The 15,546-nt window shown below is 44.2% G+C and carries 19 protein-coding genes; 15 read left to right on the forward strand and 4 right to left on the reverse strand.

The genetic code is table 11. The features are described 5' to 3' along the window. The first annotated feature begins 1 nt into the window (after nucleotide 1). From BN6465_RS05005 to BN6465_RS05065, 13 genes are all read left to right on the forward strand, one after another. Nucleotides 2-769 carry an SDR family NAD(P)-dependent oxidoreductase gene (locus tag BN6465_RS05005; RefSeq protein WP_066732289.1) on the forward strand — a complete coding sequence of 256 codons (768 nt, stop codon included), beginning with the start codon at nucleotides 2-4 and terminating at the stop codon, nucleotides 767-769. A 29-nt stretch (nucleotides 770-798) separates the two neighbouring features. Continuing rightward, the gene (locus tag BN6465_RS05010) at nucleotides 799-1,371 is read left to right on the forward strand and encodes a hypothetical protein (protein ID WP_199882789.1); all 573 of its coding nucleotides are present in this window, start codon (nucleotides 799-801) and stop codon (nucleotides 1,369-1,371) included. Between the two features lie 226 nt (nucleotides 1,372-1,597). Then, nucleotides 1,598-2,620: an RluA family pseudouridine synthase gene (locus BN6465_RS05015; protein ID WP_066732293.1), complete on the forward strand. Its 1,023-nt coding sequence runs from the start codon at nucleotides 1,598-1,600 to the stop codon at nucleotides 2,618-2,620. After that, a complete protein-coding gene (locus tag BN6465_RS05020; RefSeq protein ID WP_066732296.1) occupies nucleotides 2,593-3,132 on the forward strand; it encodes a Holliday junction resolvase RecU in 540 nt (179 codons plus the stop codon). The genes BN6465_RS05015 and BN6465_RS05020 overlap by 28 nt, the downstream gene beginning before the upstream one ends. A gap of 129 nt (nucleotides 3,133-3,261) precedes the next feature. After that, on the forward strand, nucleotides 3,262-4,509 hold the full coding sequence (hisZ, locus tag BN6465_RS05025; protein ID WP_066732298.1) for an ATP phosphoribosyltransferase regulatory subunit: 1,248 nt from the start codon (nucleotides 3,262-3,264) through the stop codon (nucleotides 4,507-4,509). 12 nt (nucleotides 4,510-4,521) lie between these two features. Next, entirely contained in the window at nucleotides 4,522-5,169 is a 648-nt protein-coding gene (hisG, locus tag BN6465_RS05030) for an ATP phosphoribosyltransferase (protein WP_066732791.1), read from the forward strand. 2 nt (nucleotides 5,170-5,171) lie between these two features. Next, entirely contained in the window at nucleotides 5,172-6,473 is a 1,302-nt protein-coding gene (hisD, locus tag BN6465_RS05035; protein WP_066732300.1) for a histidinol dehydrogenase, read from the forward strand. Nucleotides 6,474-6,475: 2 nt separating this feature from the next. Further along, nucleotides 6,476-7,078 carry an imidazoleglycerol-phosphate dehydratase HisB gene (gene hisB / locus BN6465_RS05040; RefSeq protein WP_199882790.1) on the forward strand — a complete coding sequence of 201 codons (603 nt, stop codon included), beginning with the start codon at nucleotides 6,476-6,478 and terminating at the stop codon, nucleotides 7,076-7,078. Nucleotides 7,079-7,089: 11 nt separating this feature from the next. Then, nucleotides 7,090-8,373, forward strand: coding sequence for a bifunctional phosphoribosyl-AMP cyclohydrolase/phosphoribosyl-ATP diphosphatase HisIE (hisIE, locus tag BN6465_RS05045; RefSeq protein ID WP_066732304.1), 1,284 nt, complete (start codon nucleotides 7,090-7,092; stop codon nucleotides 8,371-8,373). Between the two features lie 66 nt (nucleotides 8,374-8,439). Further along, nucleotides 8,440-8,757 (forward strand): hypothetical protein, encoded by a 318-nt coding sequence (locus tag BN6465_RS05050; RefSeq protein WP_066732305.1) that lies wholly within the window; start codon nucleotides 8,440-8,442, stop codon nucleotides 8,755-8,757. Between the two features lie 102 nt (nucleotides 8,758-8,859). Beyond that, on the forward strand, nucleotides 8,860-9,483 hold the full coding sequence (locus BN6465_RS05055) for a hypothetical protein (RefSeq protein WP_066732306.1): 624 nt from the start codon (nucleotides 8,860-8,862) through the stop codon (nucleotides 9,481-9,483). Nucleotides 9,484-9,504: 21 nt separating this feature from the next. Continuing rightward, entirely contained in the window at nucleotides 9,505-10,605 is a 1,101-nt protein-coding gene (locus tag BN6465_RS05060) for a hypothetical protein (RefSeq protein ID WP_066732307.1), read from the forward strand. 45 nt (nucleotides 10,606-10,650) lie between these two features. After that, the gene (locus BN6465_RS05065; protein ID WP_066732308.1) at nucleotides 10,651-11,367 is read left to right on the forward strand and encodes a TraX family protein; all 717 of its coding nucleotides are present in this window, start codon (nucleotides 10,651-10,653) and stop codon (nucleotides 11,365-11,367) included. 16 nt (nucleotides 11,368-11,383) lie between these two features. Here the strand turns inward: BN6465_RS05065 and BN6465_RS05070 are convergent, their stop codons facing one another. From BN6465_RS05070 to BN6465_RS05085, 4 genes are all read right to left on the reverse strand, one after another. After that, complete coding sequence (locus BN6465_RS05070) at nucleotides 11,384-12,103, reverse strand: SDR family oxidoreductase (RefSeq protein ID WP_066732310.1); 720 nt, start codon at nucleotides 12,101-12,103, stop codon at nucleotides 11,384-11,386. A gap of 221 nt (nucleotides 12,104-12,324) precedes the next feature. Next, entirely contained in the window at nucleotides 12,325-12,744 is a 420-nt protein-coding gene (locus tag BN6465_RS05075; protein WP_199882791.1) for a pyridoxamine 5'-phosphate oxidase family protein, read from the reverse strand. A 75-nt stretch (nucleotides 12,745-12,819) separates the two neighbouring features. Further along, nucleotides 12,820-13,176: a winged helix-turn-helix transcriptional regulator gene (locus tag BN6465_RS05080; RefSeq protein ID WP_066732311.1), complete on the reverse strand. Its 357-nt coding sequence runs from the start codon at nucleotides 13,174-13,176 to the stop codon at nucleotides 12,820-12,822. 30 nt (nucleotides 13,177-13,206) lie between these two features. After that, entirely contained in the window at nucleotides 13,207-13,992 is a 786-nt protein-coding gene (locus BN6465_RS05085; protein WP_066732312.1) for a nuclear transport factor 2 family protein, read from the reverse strand. 154 nt (nucleotides 13,993-14,146) lie between these two features. Between BN6465_RS05085 and BN6465_RS05090 the strand changes: the two genes are divergently transcribed. Together BN6465_RS05090 and BN6465_RS05095 are read left to right on the forward strand one after the other, a co-directional pair. Beyond that, the gene (locus BN6465_RS05090; RefSeq protein WP_066732314.1) at nucleotides 14,147-14,722 is read left to right on the forward strand and encodes a TetR/AcrR family transcriptional regulator; all 576 of its coding nucleotides are present in this window, start codon (nucleotides 14,147-14,149) and stop codon (nucleotides 14,720-14,722) included. Next, nucleotides 14,719-15,543: a helix-turn-helix domain-containing protein gene (locus tag BN6465_RS05095; RefSeq protein ID WP_066732316.1), complete on the forward strand. Its 825-nt coding sequence runs from the start codon at nucleotides 14,719-14,721 to the stop codon at nucleotides 15,541-15,543. The genes BN6465_RS05090 and BN6465_RS05095 overlap by 4 nt, the downstream gene beginning before the upstream one ends. Nucleotides 15,544-15,546 lie beyond the last annotated feature (3 nt).

The raw sequence follows: 15,546 nt of genomic DNA on the forward strand, positions 1-15,546 counted from the left end.
TATGAGAATTGCAATAGTAACAGGGGCGTCTTCCGGGCTTGGACGAGAATTCGTGCGGCAACTGGAACACTTCTACAGAGAGCTGGATGAGATCTGGGTCATAGCAAGGAGAGAAGAGCGCCTCGTTGAACTGAAAAAGGAAATGAAGACCTATGTTCGTGTTTTTGCCGGTGATATGGAGCAGAGCTTGGTATATAAGCAGGTGAAGAACCGGCTGGAGAACCAAAATCCCGATGTGCGCATGCTGGTCAACGCCGCCGGTTTCGGTAAAATAGGAACGGTAAGCGATGTTGCACAGGAGGATAAGAACCTTCAGCTCCGCATGATTGACTTGAACTGCCGGGGATTGACAGAGATGACCTGCGTCTGCCTGCCGTGGATGTCCCGTGGGAGCCGCATTGTCAATCTAGCCAGTGCGGCCGCGTTCTGCCCGCAGAGTGGATTTGCAGTTTATGCGGCGACAAAGTCCTATGTCTTGAGTTTCTCTAGAGGTCTTGGGGCTGAACTTAAGGATAAGGGAATCTGGGTGACAGCAGTATGCCCCGGCCCAGTGGATACCGAATTTTTTCAAGTGTCCGGCTCCGCCGGCAGCCTGATGAAAGAATCTGTCATGGCAGAGCCTTACGATGTAGTACGGCAGGCGCTTCTGGACGTCAGAGAGAAAAAAGAGCTTTCTGTATATGGGGCTGCGATGAAGGGCGCTGAAGCCGCGGCAAAACTTCTGCCGCACAGTCTGGTCATGAAGGCCATGGAAAAATGGGGACGCTAAAACATTAGAATTACGAAGAGGAAGAAATCATGAAAATACACAAGGGAGAAGCGGGGTATATCCGCGTACAAAAGAAGAAACTTGCTATCCAGACAGTACTTTCTTTTGCACTGGTGGCAGCACTTGTAATAACCGGCTATCTGTTGAATCACACAAAATTGAATCTGCTCACTCTGGTGGCTATTTTAGGGTGTCTGCCTGCCTGCAGGACTTTGGTGAATCTTATTATGATGCTGGGACACCGCTCCATCAATGAGGCCACAGAGATCGAGATATCCGGGTGTACAGATCAGCTTACACCGGCCTATGATTTGATTATAACGAGCGAACGGAAAGCTATGCCCATAGATGCAGTCGTGATTTCCCGGAACACGGTCTGCGGATACACAAAGAATGCAAAAGTAGATACTGCTTATGCGGCAAGGCATATCAAATCGATATTGAGGCAGAATAAATTTGATAAGGTGACGGTGAAAATATTTCATGATTATGTCGCGTTTTTAAGCCGTGCGGAGGGAATGAACAATATCGCTGCGGTAGAGAAATCCGACAAAAAAACCGAAGAGGAAATCCGCGAGATTATACTGGATATTTCTTTGTAGGGTAGAGTATGGTATAATGATTGCACATACGTGCAATGAAAGGCAATTGCATTGCCTTTATGCCGCTTGAGCGGCATATTATACCGGCAAGCCACCACTTGAAAAGTAAATGGCGCGAAGCGCCGCTTCCTTTTCTGCGTTTGTGGTATAATGATTGCATATATGTGCAATGAAAGGCAATTGCATTGCCTTTATGCCGCAATTAATAGTTGAATGAGGAGCTGCAATGCAGAAGATTATCGTGACTCAGAATGAGGCCGGACAGAGGCTGGACAAGCTGTTGGCAAAACATCTTAAGCTTGCCCCTAAAAGTTTTTTTTATAAGATGCTTCGCAAGAAGAATATTAAGCTTAACGGCAGAAAAGCTGAGGGCAGTGAAAAACTCAATATTGGGGATGAGATCGTCCTTTATTTATCGGATGATACCATTGAAAAGTTTTCTGACAGAGGCGGGAAATTGGACTGGAAGCGGGCGTCGTCTGCAAAGGCTGATTTAGATATCGTCTATGAGGATGAACATATCCTGCTTCTGAATAAGCCCGCGGGCATGCTGTCACAGAAAGCGAAGCCGCAGGATTTGTCGTTGAATGAGTATATGACGGCTTATCTTTTACAGAGCGGCGCCCTGACAGAAGAAGAATTGACCCACTTTCATCCTTCTATATGCAACCGTCTGGACCGCAATACAAGCGGGCTGGTAGCTGCCGGCAAGACATTGCCTGCGCTGCAGGAGTTGAGTGAGATGTTTCGGGAGCGCACCATGGGAAAGTATTATTTGACTGTGGTGAAGGGCAGGGTCGACGCGGAGCAATACATAAAGGGATATCTATGGAAGGACACTGCAACTAACAAAGTGACTGTATGGGAGACAGAGCCGAAGGATGACAAAGGGGAAGCACAGCCTATCGAGACCGGATATCGTCCGCTGGCAGTGGGAGATGGCTGCACCCTCTTAGAAGTTCACCTGATAACGGGACGCACCCATCAGATTCGGGCGCATTTGGCTTCCGTGGGGCATCCAGTGGCAGGAGACAAGAAGTACGGGAATTCCCGCTTCAACGAGGAATATCGGAAAAAATACGGAATACAAGAGCAGGTACTGCACGCGTGGAGAATAGAATTCCCGGAATGTGGAAACGCCTTGAAAGGGCTGTCCAAGCGAACAGCTTTTGCACCTATTCCGGAAAAATTCCATAGAATCTGTGAAGGAGAGCATCTGGCATGGGAACATGGAACAGCAGAGGATTAAGGGGCTCAACGCTTGAGGATTTTATCAACCGCACGAATGAGCGGTATTTGGAACAGGGACTGGCGTTGATACAGAAGATACCGACTCCGATAACGCCTGTCCGCATGGATAAGGAGAACCGGCAGATTACACTGGCATATTTTGACCAGCGCAGTACGGTGGATTATATTGGCGCAGTACAGGGAATCCCCGTATGTTTTGACGCAAAGGAATGTAATGCAGACACGTTCCCGCTGCAGAATATCCACGAACATCAGATGACATTTATGAAACATTTTGAGGAACAGGAGGGCATTGCCTTTCTCATCATATACTACAGCGCTAGAAATGAATTATATTATATGCGGTTCGAGGAGATCCGCTCATATTGGGAGCGGGGACAAAACGGAGGGAGAAAAAGTGTGCGGTTCGAGGAACTTGACCCCTCATTTTTTATGCAGCTGAAAGGTGGTATATATGTCCCCTATCTGGATATGCTGCAGAAAGACTTGACCATGCGCGATGAGCAGTAAGGATTATACTTGACAAGTCTCAATAAAGTTCGTATAATACTACAAGACTAATTTTAACATGGTAGCACACTAAAGCGGAGAGAATACAAAAGAAGGCTAAATCAGACAAAGAAGAGGAGTTATCATTATATGAAGCAGTTATTACATACACCAGAGGGAGTCAGGGATATCTATAATGAAGAATGCGCTAAGAAGCTGGCGCTACAGAATCGTCTTCACAAGATGCTGCATTTATACGGATACCACGATATCCAGACACCTATGTTTGAATTTTTTGATGTATTCCGCAAAGAAATAGGAACGATTCCTTCCAAAGAACTATATAAATTTTTTGACAGGGAGGGTGAAACTCTTGCGCTGCGTCCGGACATGACTCCGCAGATTGCAAGGGCAGCCGCCACATTGTTTCAAGAAGAGGAGCTTCCTGTAAGACTATGTTATATGGGCAGCACATTTATCAATCACTCCAGCTATCAGGGACGTCTCAAGGAGAATACCCAGATGGGAGCGGAGTTCATTGGCATCGACTCTGTGGAAGCCGATGCAGAGATGCTTTCTCTCGTTGTAGACTGCCTGAAAAAAGCGGGATTAGAGGAATTTCAAATCAATGTCGGCAACGTGGACTTTTTCCAGAGCATGATAGAGGATGCGCAGGTAGAGGAAGACACAGAAATCCGCCTGCGGGAGTTGGTTAACAACCGTAATTATTTCGGGGTGGAGGAGCTTTTGGAAGAGGCAGAAGTAAAGCGCAGCGCCCGAGAGTCTTTTTCGGCCTTGTCTGAACTGGTGGGTGGACCAGAGATATTGGAAAATGCGAAACGTATCGCGCCTAACGCCAAGGCACTGAAGGCGGTAAAGCGTCTGGAGCAGATATACGAGGTATTGAAAGCTTATAAAGTAGAGAGCTATGTATCCTTTGATTTGAGCATGAGCGGCCTTTACGGTTACTATACCGGCATTATTTTCAGGGGTTATACGTTTGGAAGCGGAGATGCCATCGTGAAAGGCGGACGGTATGACCATCTGATCGAGAAGTTCGGAAAGGAAGCAGCTTCCATTGGATTTGCCATTGTGGTCGATGATTTGATGAGCGCGCTGGAACGCCAAAAGATACAGCTTCCGCACCACCGGAAAAACACCTTGATTATTTATGACGACGGCCGTGAGAAAGAGGCGATTCTTCTGGCTCAGGAATTCAGGAGCAAAGATAAGAATACAGAGATACTTAAGAAGAGCAAAGAGCGCTCTGTTGAATACTATTCGGAATACGGCAGGCGTAATCAGGCTAACAGTATGCTCTATTTACAGGATTCCAGCCAGATACGGATGGTCAACTTAGTAACAGGAGAACAAAAAATAGTAAAAAGTAGGGATTAAACAATGAGTGACATGAGATATTTAACCTTTGCCCTCGGTAAGGGAAGACTTGCGAAACAGACGTTGGAATTATTAGAGCAGCTTGGCATCACTTGTGAGGAAATGAAAGACAAAAATTCCAGAAAGCTTATATTTGTGAATGAAGAACTGAAGCTTAGATTTTTTCTTGCCAAAGGACCGGATGTACCTACTTATGTAGAATACGGCGCCGCCGATATCGGCGTGGTAGGTAAAGACACGATACTGGAAGAGGGCCGCAAGGTTCATGAAGTCTTAGATCTTGGGTTCGGAAAATGCAAAATGTGCGTCTGCGGGCCGGCAGAGGCGAAGAAATATCTCGAGCACCGGGAATTAATCCGGGTGGCGACGAAATATCCTGCCATAGCAAAAGACTATTTTTATAATACAAGACACCAGACGGTGGAAATCATTAAATTAAACGGTTCTATAGAGCTGGCTCCAATAGTGGGGCTTTCCGAAGTCATCGTCGATATTGTGGAGACCGGCTCCACTTTGAAGGAGAACGGGTTGGAAGTTCTTGAGGAAGTCTGCCCTCTCTCTGCGAGAGTAATCGTGAATCCGGTCAGTATGAGGCTGGAGAGTGAACGTATCAAGGAACTTTTGATTAATCTGAGAACACTTTTGAAAGGGGAGGCATAGCGTTGAGAATACAAAAGCTTACGAAAGAGACAAAACAGAATCTGCTGGAAGATTTGTTGAAAAGAAGCCCCAACAGTTACGGAGAATATGAGGCCAGTGTGCAGGCTATTTTAGACAAAGTGAAAGAAGAGAAAGACCGGGCAGTTTTTGCTTTCACTAAACAGTTCGATCAAGCTGATATCGATGCAACCAATATCCTTGTGAGCGAGGAAGAGATTGAGGAGGCATATGGAAAGGTAGACGCGTCACTTTTAGAAGTTGTGCGCAGGGCGCTTCAAAATATCAAGGATTATCATGCCAAGCAAAAGATTAACAGTTGGTTCGACAGCCGGCCTGACGGCACTATTTTAGGACAGAAAGTGACACCTCTCCAGAGAGTGGGCGTATATGTGCCGGGGGGAAAGGCAGCCTATCCCTCCTCTGTATTGATGAATGTGATGCCGGCGAAGGTGGCCGGTGTGGATGAGATTATTATGACCACTCCTCCCGGAAAAGACGGTAAGGTGAATCCTACTACCTTAGTGGCTGCCAAAGAGGCAGGCGTGGATAAAGTGTATAAGGCAGGCGGGGCGCAGGCAATCGCCGCCCTTGCGTACGGGACAGAAAGCATTCCAAAGGTAGATAAGATCGTGGGACCAGGCAATATCTATGTGGCGCTGGCAAAAAAAGCAGTATATGGGCATGTGAGCATTGACTCCATCGCGGGCCCCAGTGAGATTTTGGTGCTGGCGGACGAGACTGCAAATCCACGTTTCGTGGCGGCGGACCTTCTTTCACAGGCCGAGCATGATGAACTGGCTTCCGCTATTTTGGTTACGACCAGCGAAAAGCTTGCGCAGGAGGTATCTCTGGAAGTGGACAACTTTTTAAAGGAGCTTTCCAGAGCAGAGATTATCGAAAAGTCTTTAGATAATTATGGGTATATACTGGTTGCCGAGACGATGGAGGATGCCATAGACGCGGCCAACGAGATTGCCTCGGAGCATCTGGAGATACAGACGGCGGCTCCCTTTGAGGTGATGACAAAAATCCGCAATGCAGGTGCGATTTTTATCGGCGAGTATGCAAGTGAGCCTCTGGGAGACTATTTTGCAGGGCCGAACCATATTCTTCCGACTAACGGGACGGCAAAATTCTTTTCCCCACTGTCGGTGGACGATTTTATTAAGAAATCCAGCATTATTTCTTATTCGAAAGAGGCACTTTTTAAGGTACATAATGATATTGAGACATTTGCAAAGGCAGAGCGGCTGACTGCACATGCCAATTCTGTACATGTCCGTTTTGAGAACGAGGAGGCCTGATTATGGAGCGTCGAGACAGAATTTCAGAGCGCAGCAGAGTCACAAGTGAGACAAAGATTAATTTGACTTTCAATGTAGACGGGACAGGCTCTTCACAGCTTCACAGTGGTATTCCCTTTTTTGACCATATGCTCAGCGGTTTCGCGAAGCACGGCATCTTTGACATGACTTTGAATGTGGAGGGCGATTTGGAAGTCGACTGCCACCATACAATAGAGGATACCGGAATTGTACTTGGAGAAGCGATCAAAGAGGCTGTAGGGGATAAGCGGGGCATCAAGCGTTATGGGCACTTTATACTTCCCATGGACGAGACATTGGTTCTCTGTGCCATTGATTTGAGCGGCAGGCCTTATTTGAGTTTTGAAGCTCCGTTTACAGTGGACACGCTGGGCAGTATGGATACCGAGATGGTCCGGGAGTTCTTTTACACTGTATCTTACAGTGCAGGTATGAATCTCCACCTAAAGGTACTGACTCCGGGGAATAACCATCACATGGCAGAAGCGCTTTTTAAGGCCTTTGGAAAGGCACTTGATATGGCTTCATCCAAAGAGACACGTGCGCTTAAGGATGAAGTAATGTCTACAAAAGGAAGTCTGTAAAGGAGTACAAGATGAGTTATAAAAGATTGATTCCCTGTATATTTATATACAAGGGAAAGGCGGTAAAATGGTTTGATAATATGGAAGTGCTGTCCGACAATGTGGTTGCGCTGGCGAAAGAATACAGTGACCATGGAGCGGATGAGCTTTTGGTTTTTGATTTGTCCAATACGGATCAGGAGCATGATGAATCAATCGATCTGATGAAAAAAATTAACCGTGTCATCCGTATTCCTATGGTGGCCGGAGGTAATATCAAGCGGCAGGAGGATGTCAAAAAGATTCTCTATACGGGCGCAAAGCGGGCGATGCTGAATTTCTCAAAGCCTGACGCACACGCACTGATAGAAGACGCGGCAAAAAGGTTTGGAAAAGAAAAGATTGCCGTATCGCTGAATGATTTCGACGCCCTGTTCAAACAGCAGCATTTGATTCAGAATTACAGTAGTGAGATTGTGTTCATGCACAGGCTTGATTTGGATTCTGTCATGAATGTGACGGATATTCCCTGTGTCGTGGTGACGGACACATTGGAAGAACAGGAGCTTTTTAAGATATTGAAATGTCCCGGGGTGAAAGGCCTATCGGGCAAATATGTGAGCGGCAGAGAGTTGGATTTTAATGTCTACAAAGAAGAATGTGCCAAGGAAGGAATCAAGATGACATCTTTCGAAAGCATCATGGAATTCTCCGAATTCAAACTGAATTCGGATGGTTTGCTGCCGGTCATTGTCCAGCATTATAAAACGGCGGAGGTGCTGATGCTGGCATACATGAATCAAGAGGCCTTTGACACTACCGTCAAAACAGGGAAGATGACTTATTTCAGCAGGAGCAGACAAAGCCTCTGGGTGAAGGGAGAGACGTCCGGACATTTTCAGTATGTGAAGTCTTTGACTATCGACTGTGATAAAGATACACTGCTGGCAAAGGTCGAGCAAGTAGGAGCAGCCTGCCACACTGGCAATCCGACCTGCTTCTTTCAGCCGATTGTAGGGAATGACTACGATGAGACCAATCCGCTTCAGGTGTTTGAAAGTGTCTATAGCACAATTATGGATAGAAAATCCAATCCGAAAGAAGGCTCCTATACAAACTACCTTTTCGACAAAGGGCTTGACAAGATACTTAAAAAGGTAGGAGAGGAAGCTACAGAACTTGTAATAGCTGCAAAGAATCCCAATCCGGAGGAAATTAAATACGAGCTGTCCGATTTCCTCTATCACGCTATGGTGCTGATGGTAGAAAGAGGAGTAACGTGGGAAGATATTGTTCAGGAACTGGCGGAGAGATAGAAGAATAATGCAGAGCTTTGAGAGCATATACTGTTGTAAGTATATGCTCTTTTTAGGAGGGATGATATGAACGAATCAGAGAAACGCAGGGAAAAGCTTTTGCGGGATACAAGGAGTCAGTACAGCTCCAGAAGAGGTACGCCTGCTGTTCATCCCAGATACAGGGCGATGTATCAGAACCTATACGGATATGGAGAAGAGGACCGGATATCCGGCTCCACGCTGGGAGTGCGCATTTTTATCTGCCTTATCCTTTTTGGAATCTTTGCGGCGGCAGATTACCGGGATGAAAAGATATGGAAATTTTCACCGGCACAGATTATCTCAGAGATTGGAAACCAGCCTGATTTTTCTGCTCTTGGTGACGGATTTTTGAGCCGGTGACAGATACTGTCGGATGAGGGCGTTTGAATTTGATTGTCTTTCTTCCTATTTGACGTTATAATGGAGTGAGAATTGAGAATCAAAAGGAGGAGGCATTAGACTATGAAACGGAAGAAAAGAGGACGACTTGCTTTGGTTTTCTGTGTTGTCATGTTTGTATTTACGGCATGTGGGAAAAGCAAAGAATTTGATGCTGCCGGATATGTGAAATCCGCTCTGGACGCACTCTACAAGGGTGAGTATGCAGAACATGCAAAATATGTGGATGAGGATGACGCTAAGCTGAAAAAGGAGATGGAAGAGGATTTTACAAGTCAAGTACAGCAGGCCCTGTCCGGAAAGGAATTGACGCAGGAGGATAAAGATAAATACTGTGAATTTGCAGAGAAATTATATACATATGCAAAATACGAGGTGGGAGAGTCCAAAGAAGAGGAGGACGGAAATTATACGGTGACAGTGGCAGTAGAGCCCTGTACGGTATGGAAGACGTATTATGCCGGAATCGAAGAAAAACTGACAGAGTTTTCTTCTGCACGCGATACGTTTTCAGATTCTGAATTGTTCGCCGCACAGCTTGACTACATGAATGAATGTTTAGCGTCCCCTGCCTTTGATGCAAAGCAGGAGGTTACCGTACGGGTTACCCAGAACAGTAACCATGTATATTCAATTCCTGACGAAGATATGGAAATGCTGGAAAATGCAATGTTTCCTATCGAATAATGACAAGAGGAGCGTCAAATCATGAAAACGTTTAAATATATGGGACTGGCTGCCATTGTCCTTTTTATACTGGCATTTACAGGGTGCGAGAAACGGCCGTCGCCGAAGGAATATTTGCAATCTGAAATCAAAAAAGTGAAAACAGGAAAGTCCGATATTTATGAAAAGATTTTGGAAGAGGAATTAGAGCTGGAGGATGGACAGGCATTCCCCGAGGAGCTGAAAGAAGGGTATCTGGTCTTTCTGAAAGAGGCATATTCACATATGAAATATGAGATTACAAAGGTGGAAGATAAGAGTAATAACCAATACCGTGTCATCGTATCTGTAGAGCCATTGGATCTAAAAGCTACCGTACAGGATATCACACAAGAATATCTAGCCAATATGCAGTCTGCCAATCTCACCACGGAGACAAAGGAAGTACTTGCGCTGAATCAAGAGGAATTGGAACGTTCAAAGTATACGGACAAGCTTGAAATTCCGGTACGCATGGATTGGGAGCAGAAGAAATACACGATTAACGAATTTGACTTTTCTGCATTAGTAAGCGCGGCGGTAGCTAACAAATTGGCGCCTTATCAGATGGTGGAAGAGGTCTTTGACATTCAAAAATATGTGGAAGCATGTCTGGATGCCGATTTCAAAGGTGAGTTCGATGAATACACCCGTCAGACCGGACTCACTAAGGAAGAGGCGGAGGCGCAGAGGAACGAGGGGCTGTGGGATTCTGAATTGGAGTCACAGCTGAACTTTACGGAGGAAGAAAAAGGGCGCTTCACAGAAGCTCTGAAGGGATTTCTCGCATCCGTGTCTTACGAGGTCGGCATTCCACGCAAGGTAGAGGAGAATCACTATACGGTGGAGATTACATATACGCCCAATCTATCATTAAAGAAATGTATGGATGAGGCTATGGCAGCCGTAACTTCTGGCGCCATAACCAGTATGGACGCTTTAAAGCAGGAATACTTGACCTCCATGGAAAGCTATGTAAATGCGGGGGAGTATGAAGAACAGGCGGCCGCTACAGTAAATGTTGTGCCGGGAGACGATAATAGACTTCAAATTGTCGAGGAAGATCTCGAGAGTCTTTACAGTGCAATACTGCCGGTAGAATGATTCGGCGCTGAATAAAACATTTAATATACAGAAAAGGATAAAAATATGACAGGAAATACAGGCATAAAATGGTATCATAGTGAACAACTTAAAGTGGTCGCGGCAGCTTCTATGCTGATTGACCATATAGGGGCCGTGTTGATTGAGAATACGGTTCTGTATGAAAATGTGAATTGGACAATAGCGGCAGTAATATGCCGTCTTATTGGGCGGATAGCCTTCCCGCTATTCTGTTTTCTTCTTGTGGAAGGATTTATACATACCTCAAATATTAAAAAATATATAGCAAGAATCGGGTTGTTTACTTTGATTTCAGAAGTACCTTTTGATTTGGCGCTGTTTGGAAGAATCACGCTCTACAGGCAGAATGTGTTTTTTACACTTTTCATCGGACTGCTCATGCTGCTGGCTGTCCAGGCGGTGGAGCAAAAGATGGCCAGCCTTATATACAAAGGGATTATTCAAGGGCTGATTGTAGTATTGGCCTGTGGTTTGTCCTTTTTCCTGCTGACAGATTACTCCTACATGGGAATTCTGTTGATTGCCGTACTATATTTCCTGAGAAATGACACCAAAAAGAAATGTATAGCAGGGGGGATTTTATTCCTCTATGAGTTGACCAGTGTCTTTGCATTTGTCATGATTTACCGCTACACCGGTAAAAAGGGAGAATCCAAGATTCCCAAACAGGCTTTCTACTGGTTCTATCCACTGCATCTGCTGGTTCTGTGGGGAATTAGGTATACAGTGTGTGGATATTAGAAAGACTCCTTGCCGTTTACTCGCTGCTTTTTCTTATATTCAAAGACCAGTTAAAATCATCATGATAGATCATTTGATGTGTCATGCCCCCATCAATACAGATGTTTTCGCCCGTAATAAAACCGGCTTTATCCGAACAGAGATACAAAACCATATTGGCGATGTCAAGTGGATTTCCCACTCTTCCGGCGGGATGCTGCGAGGAATCGGCACCATCATATTCAACAAAGCTGGTATCAATCCATCCGGGAGAAATGGAATTGACCCGCACTTTGCCCGCAAAGCTTAGGGCGAGCGCATGTGTCAAAGCGGATATGCCGCCCTTGGCGGCGGTATAGCTTTCCGTCTGTGGCTGGCTCATTCTGTCGCGCGAGGAGGAGATATTGACAATAGAGGCACCTGATGCAAAATATTGTGAAAACAATTTAGACAGATAAAACGGCGCCGTCACTCCTACACGCAGAGCATAGTTAAATTCTTCATAAGAACATGCATCAATGCCTTTCATCAAAGGAAGAGCATTGTTGATTAAATAATCTACATGCCCGTAATCAGAAATCACTTTTTCTGCAAAGCAGGAGAGCGTTTTTTCATCGGCGAGATCACCAGTAAAATAGCCGCCGGGTTGTTTATCAATTACACATACAACGGTGCCTTCCTTTTGAAATTCATCGGCAATACACTTGCCAATCCCCTGTGCACCGCCAGTGATGACGGCAATTTTATTATGGAACATATCTTCAGCCTCCTTTGTGAGTTCTGATTTCTATTATACCAAATTGCATTGAGAAATGACAGTGATGTTGTTAGGTTTTAGTGCTGTGTGCTCGTGTTTTCCCCTTACATTTATTTTTATCTTTTTATGGGTGGTATGACGGTCACTTTTCTTGATATCTGAAGCCATGAGGCCGCAGTAGCGATTTCATGGCTTTACTATGTTTATCATTCGTAATAGCTTCAAATATCAAAATCTTCGGAATGAAAATTACTGTAATATCTTCCCTTGACAGCTGTGAATTTTAGGACGCAATAATCGGGGTCTGTTACACCTTCTGTGTAATACATGGTGTCGCCTTCCCGCCATAACATTTCTTTAGCCTCCCTTGTCTCTAACACTTCTACAGTACCCAGCAGACTTGCTCCGCGAAAGAAACGCTTATCTACAAAATAAATACTGGCTTTGGGGTTTTCACGAAAGAATTTTACTTTGTTTGACGATGTGTTTGTGTGAAACCAAAATACATTGATTCCTTGCCGTTCTCTCGGTTTCAGCATCGCTTTTGTAACTGGGAATCCTTCATTATCAATATAGCTGATAAAGACAGTACTGCACTTATCTGCCATATTTCCTATTGTTTGTTCAGGATTTTTCAACATTAAAACCTCCCTTGTTTTTATTTTATTTTAACAGGGAGAGGCTCTTTTGTACACTACACACTTTTTTGTGTGTACCTAAATTAATCCTTTGCTTTTGAGAAATTCTTCCTTACCGTCCTCTAACATTAACTCAATTCCTATTTCCTGCATAGAAACTATAACATTTAACATCCGCATGCCTTTGTCTGTAAGGGAGTATTCTACTTTAAGAGGGTAGCCCTCAAACAATTGTTTTTGTACCATGCCAAAATGCTGCAATTCCCCCAAATGTTGTAACAACATTTTCTGCCCGATTTCGGTTATATCATTCTGTAAGGTGGAAAGAGAAGCTGCGCCTTTTCCCAACTGCCACAATATAATCGGTTTCCATTTTCCACGTATAATATCATGTGTCAATTCCAGAGGACATGTATAATTATCCCGTATCTTCATGTTCAGTCACCTCTTGTCATCCCAATATAATTATAATATTGGTGTGCCGTTCTGGAATGTAAGCGATTCAAAAATAATTTTTCCATCACGGATTCGCTGCGTAAGCACGCCGCATGTCTTTTTAGCTCTGTGCTGGAATGCAATACAGCTCAATTCTGCGACTGCCTCTTTTACAGTAATCTTTGCAGAGGAATCCGTCAAGGCGTCAATTTCATCATTGGCTTTTTCAATGAGGCCTTCACAGTAACGGCGGATATCCTCGCTTCCTTCCAGCGGCCGTTTACACAGATTAGTCAGAATGACTGCATCGTCGGCATAACCGGCGAACAGTGCTTCGACATCACGTTCTTTCAGATTGGCAAGGTGCCTGTCCGTAACTGCCATTGCTTCTGCATTGTGTGGGAACGGGTGCGCTTTTATGCCTAGTGATGGCATACTGACTGCCGTTTTGGCATAGCCGCTCACATAAACTGCTTTCCCATTTTCCACCATATATGTGAAAGAGGCAAAAGAGGAGAACGGCGGCAGGGAAGCGACAAGGGTTATATAGTTTTCTGTACTTTGGCGATAGAGAAAATTCAGCTTTTCAACGGCATGCTCTATATCCATCCCTATCTTAACTGCAAATGATAAGGAATTGCGCATTACACTGGTTAGGGTGTCATGTCCCATAGTCCGGGTACGGCCATCCAGACGGGTAATCGCGATCAAATCCTCAGAATAGTCGGACAATGCTTCGTCCAGATTTGAATCTTTTTTCATATTCATCATAGACTCAATATGGTGTGTCATTAGTTCTTCAGCGGTTCTTGACATATCTATTTCTCCTTCTTTATGTTGCTTGCGTGTATTATTACTCTCGTGTATAATATAAACCATGTTTTTATCATTATCAATAACCAGATTTGAGAATCCATGTAGTAATACTCATTTTTAAAAATATGTGTAGTAAGGAGGTATAACGTATAAAATGACGGACCGGAGAATTACAAAATCCAAAAATGCTATCCAATCCGCCTTCTTGGAAATGCTCCTAGAATCAGGATTCGATGCCATTACCGTGAAAGAGTTGACAGAAAAAGCTGATATTAGCCGGAAGACCTTTTATCTTCATTATATGGATAAACATGATCTGTTAAATGAAATCGTAAACGAGACAATAAAGGACCTTACCGAGCTCTGTGAGAAAAAGAAGGATATGGGATTTGTAGAAGGGACTGTCCTATGGTTTTATTACTTTGAAGAGCATAAGTCTTTTTTTACCGCCTTGTTTTCAACAGAAAGTACCGTCACATTCCGCCACCGCCTGTTGAACTTTATTATGGAACAGCTGGATTATAAGCTGGAAGGGGTATCAAATAGGAGAAACACTGAAGTGTTGCGGAAATTTATGGCTATGGCCGTTCTTGGTGTTATAGAATCTTATGTCTTAGACCAGTTTCATGTAGAAATTGAAGAAATTGCAGAACAAGTAGGGGAGCTGTTAGAACAGATTATTATGAGTGATAATATGATTCTACCGAATGCAGGAGGTAAGCTGTCATGAACGGTAGTCAAGAACAGCGGCATATTTATTATGACCGTGATTTAGAAATAGAGGCATATCAATTAAGTGGCATTGTACAAAAGTTTCCTAATCATTTTCATGAATATTATGTGATTGGGTTTATTGAAGGCGGAAAACGCCACCTTTGGTGTAAGGGACAAGAATACGATTTGAATGCCGGGGATTTAATTTTATTTAATCCCAGAGATAATCATTATTGTGCTCCCATAGGCGGGGAATTATTAGATTACCGGGCTGTGAATATTCAGTCCGGTGTCATGTTGGAAATTGCAAAGGAAATCACCGGAAAAGATTACACCCCTTATTTTACAAAGAATGTTATTTATCAAAGTGAAATTGCGTTATCGGTGGCAGAGGTATACGAGGCCATTCTTATGGATATGTCAAAGTTAAAAAAAGAAGAAGCCCTTTTTTATCTTATAGAGCAGATACTTCAAGAATATAGTGTACCTTTTGAGAAAATTGAAAAGACAGGGCCCAACAAGCAGACAAAAATGCTTTGCCAATACATGGAACAGCATTTTTCGGAGAATATAACTCTGGATGATTTGGCTTCTATGATTGGAGCTGGAAAGTCTTATCTTCTTCGCTCTTTCACAAAAGAAATAGGAGTGTCTCCCTATCGGTATTTACAGACGATACGAATAGAAAGGGCAAAGGCGCTGCTGGAAGAAGGGATTGGCCCCATAGATGTTGCGGGTATGACAGGCTTTTCCGATCAAAGCCATTTTACAAATTACTTTAAGGAATTTATTGGGCTGACCCCGAAGCAGTACCAAAGAATTTTTACCGACGCATAGTCT

The sequence above is a fragment of the Bariatricus massiliensis genome (genome assembly GCF_900086725.1).
GTDB lineage: Bacteria > Bacillota > Clostridia > Lachnospirales > Lachnospiraceae > Allocoprococcus > Allocoprococcus massiliensis.

Bases quoted from the DNA above. Each gene is read 5' to 3' on its own strand.
- BN6465_RS05005 (WP_066732289.1), top strand. From the start codon at position 2: ATGAGAATTGCAATAGTAACAGGGGCGTCTTCCGGGCTTGGACGAGAA.
- BN6465_RS05010 (WP_199882789.1), top strand. From the start codon at position 799: ATGAAAATACACAAGGGAGAAGCGGGGTATATCCGCGTACAAAAGAAG.
- BN6465_RS05015 (WP_066732293.1), top strand. From the start codon at position 1,598: ATGCAGAAGATTATCGTGACTCAGAATGAGGCCGGACAGAGGCTGGAC.
- BN6465_RS05020 (WP_066732296.1), top strand. From the start codon at position 2,593: ATGGGAACATGGAACAGCAGAGGATTAAGGGGCTCAACGCTTGAGGAT.
- hisZ (WP_066732298.1), top strand. From the start codon at position 3,262: ATGAAGCAGTTATTACATACACCAGAGGGAGTCAGGGATATCTATAAT.
- hisG (WP_066732791.1), top strand. From the start codon at position 4,522: ATGAGATATTTAACCTTTGCCCTCGGTAAGGGAAGACTTGCGAAACAG.
- hisB (WP_199882790.1), top strand. From the start codon at position 6,476: ATGGAGCGTCGAGACAGAATTTCAGAGCGCAGCAGAGTCACAAGTGAG.
- hisIE (WP_066732304.1), top strand. From the start codon at position 7,090: ATGAGTTATAAAAGATTGATTCCCTGTATATTTATATACAAGGGAAAG.
- BN6465_RS05050 (WP_066732305.1), top strand. From the start codon at position 8,440: ATGAACGAATCAGAGAAACGCAGGGAAAAGCTTTTGCGGGATACAAGG.
- BN6465_RS05055 (WP_066732306.1), top strand. From the start codon at position 8,860: ATGAAACGGAAGAAAAGAGGACGACTTGCTTTGGTTTTCTGTGTTGTC.
- BN6465_RS05060 (WP_066732307.1), top strand. From the start codon at position 9,505: ATGAAAACGTTTAAATATATGGGACTGGCTGCCATTGTCCTTTTTATA.
- BN6465_RS05065 (WP_066732308.1), top strand. From the start codon at position 10,651: ATGACAGGAAATACAGGCATAAAATGGTATCATAGTGAACAACTTAAA.
- BN6465_RS05070 (WP_066732310.1), bottom strand. From the start codon at position 12,103: ATGTTCCATAATAAAATTGCCGTCATCACTGGCGGTGCACAGGGGATT.
- BN6465_RS05075 (WP_199882791.1), bottom strand. From the start codon at position 12,744: ATGTTGAAAAATCCTGAACAAACAATAGGAAATATGGCAGATAAGTGC.
- BN6465_RS05080 (WP_066732311.1), bottom strand. From the start codon at position 13,176: ATGAAGATACGGGATAATTATACATGTCCTCTGGAATTGACACATGAT.
- BN6465_RS05085 (WP_066732312.1), bottom strand. From the start codon at position 13,992: ATGTCAAGAACCGCTGAAGAACTAATGACACACCATATTGAGTCTATG.
- BN6465_RS05090 (WP_066732314.1), top strand. From the start codon at position 14,147: ATGACGGACCGGAGAATTACAAAATCCAAAAATGCTATCCAATCCGCC.
- BN6465_RS05095 (WP_066732316.1), top strand. From the start codon at position 14,719: ATGAACGGTAGTCAAGAACAGCGGCATATTTATTATGACCGTGATTTA.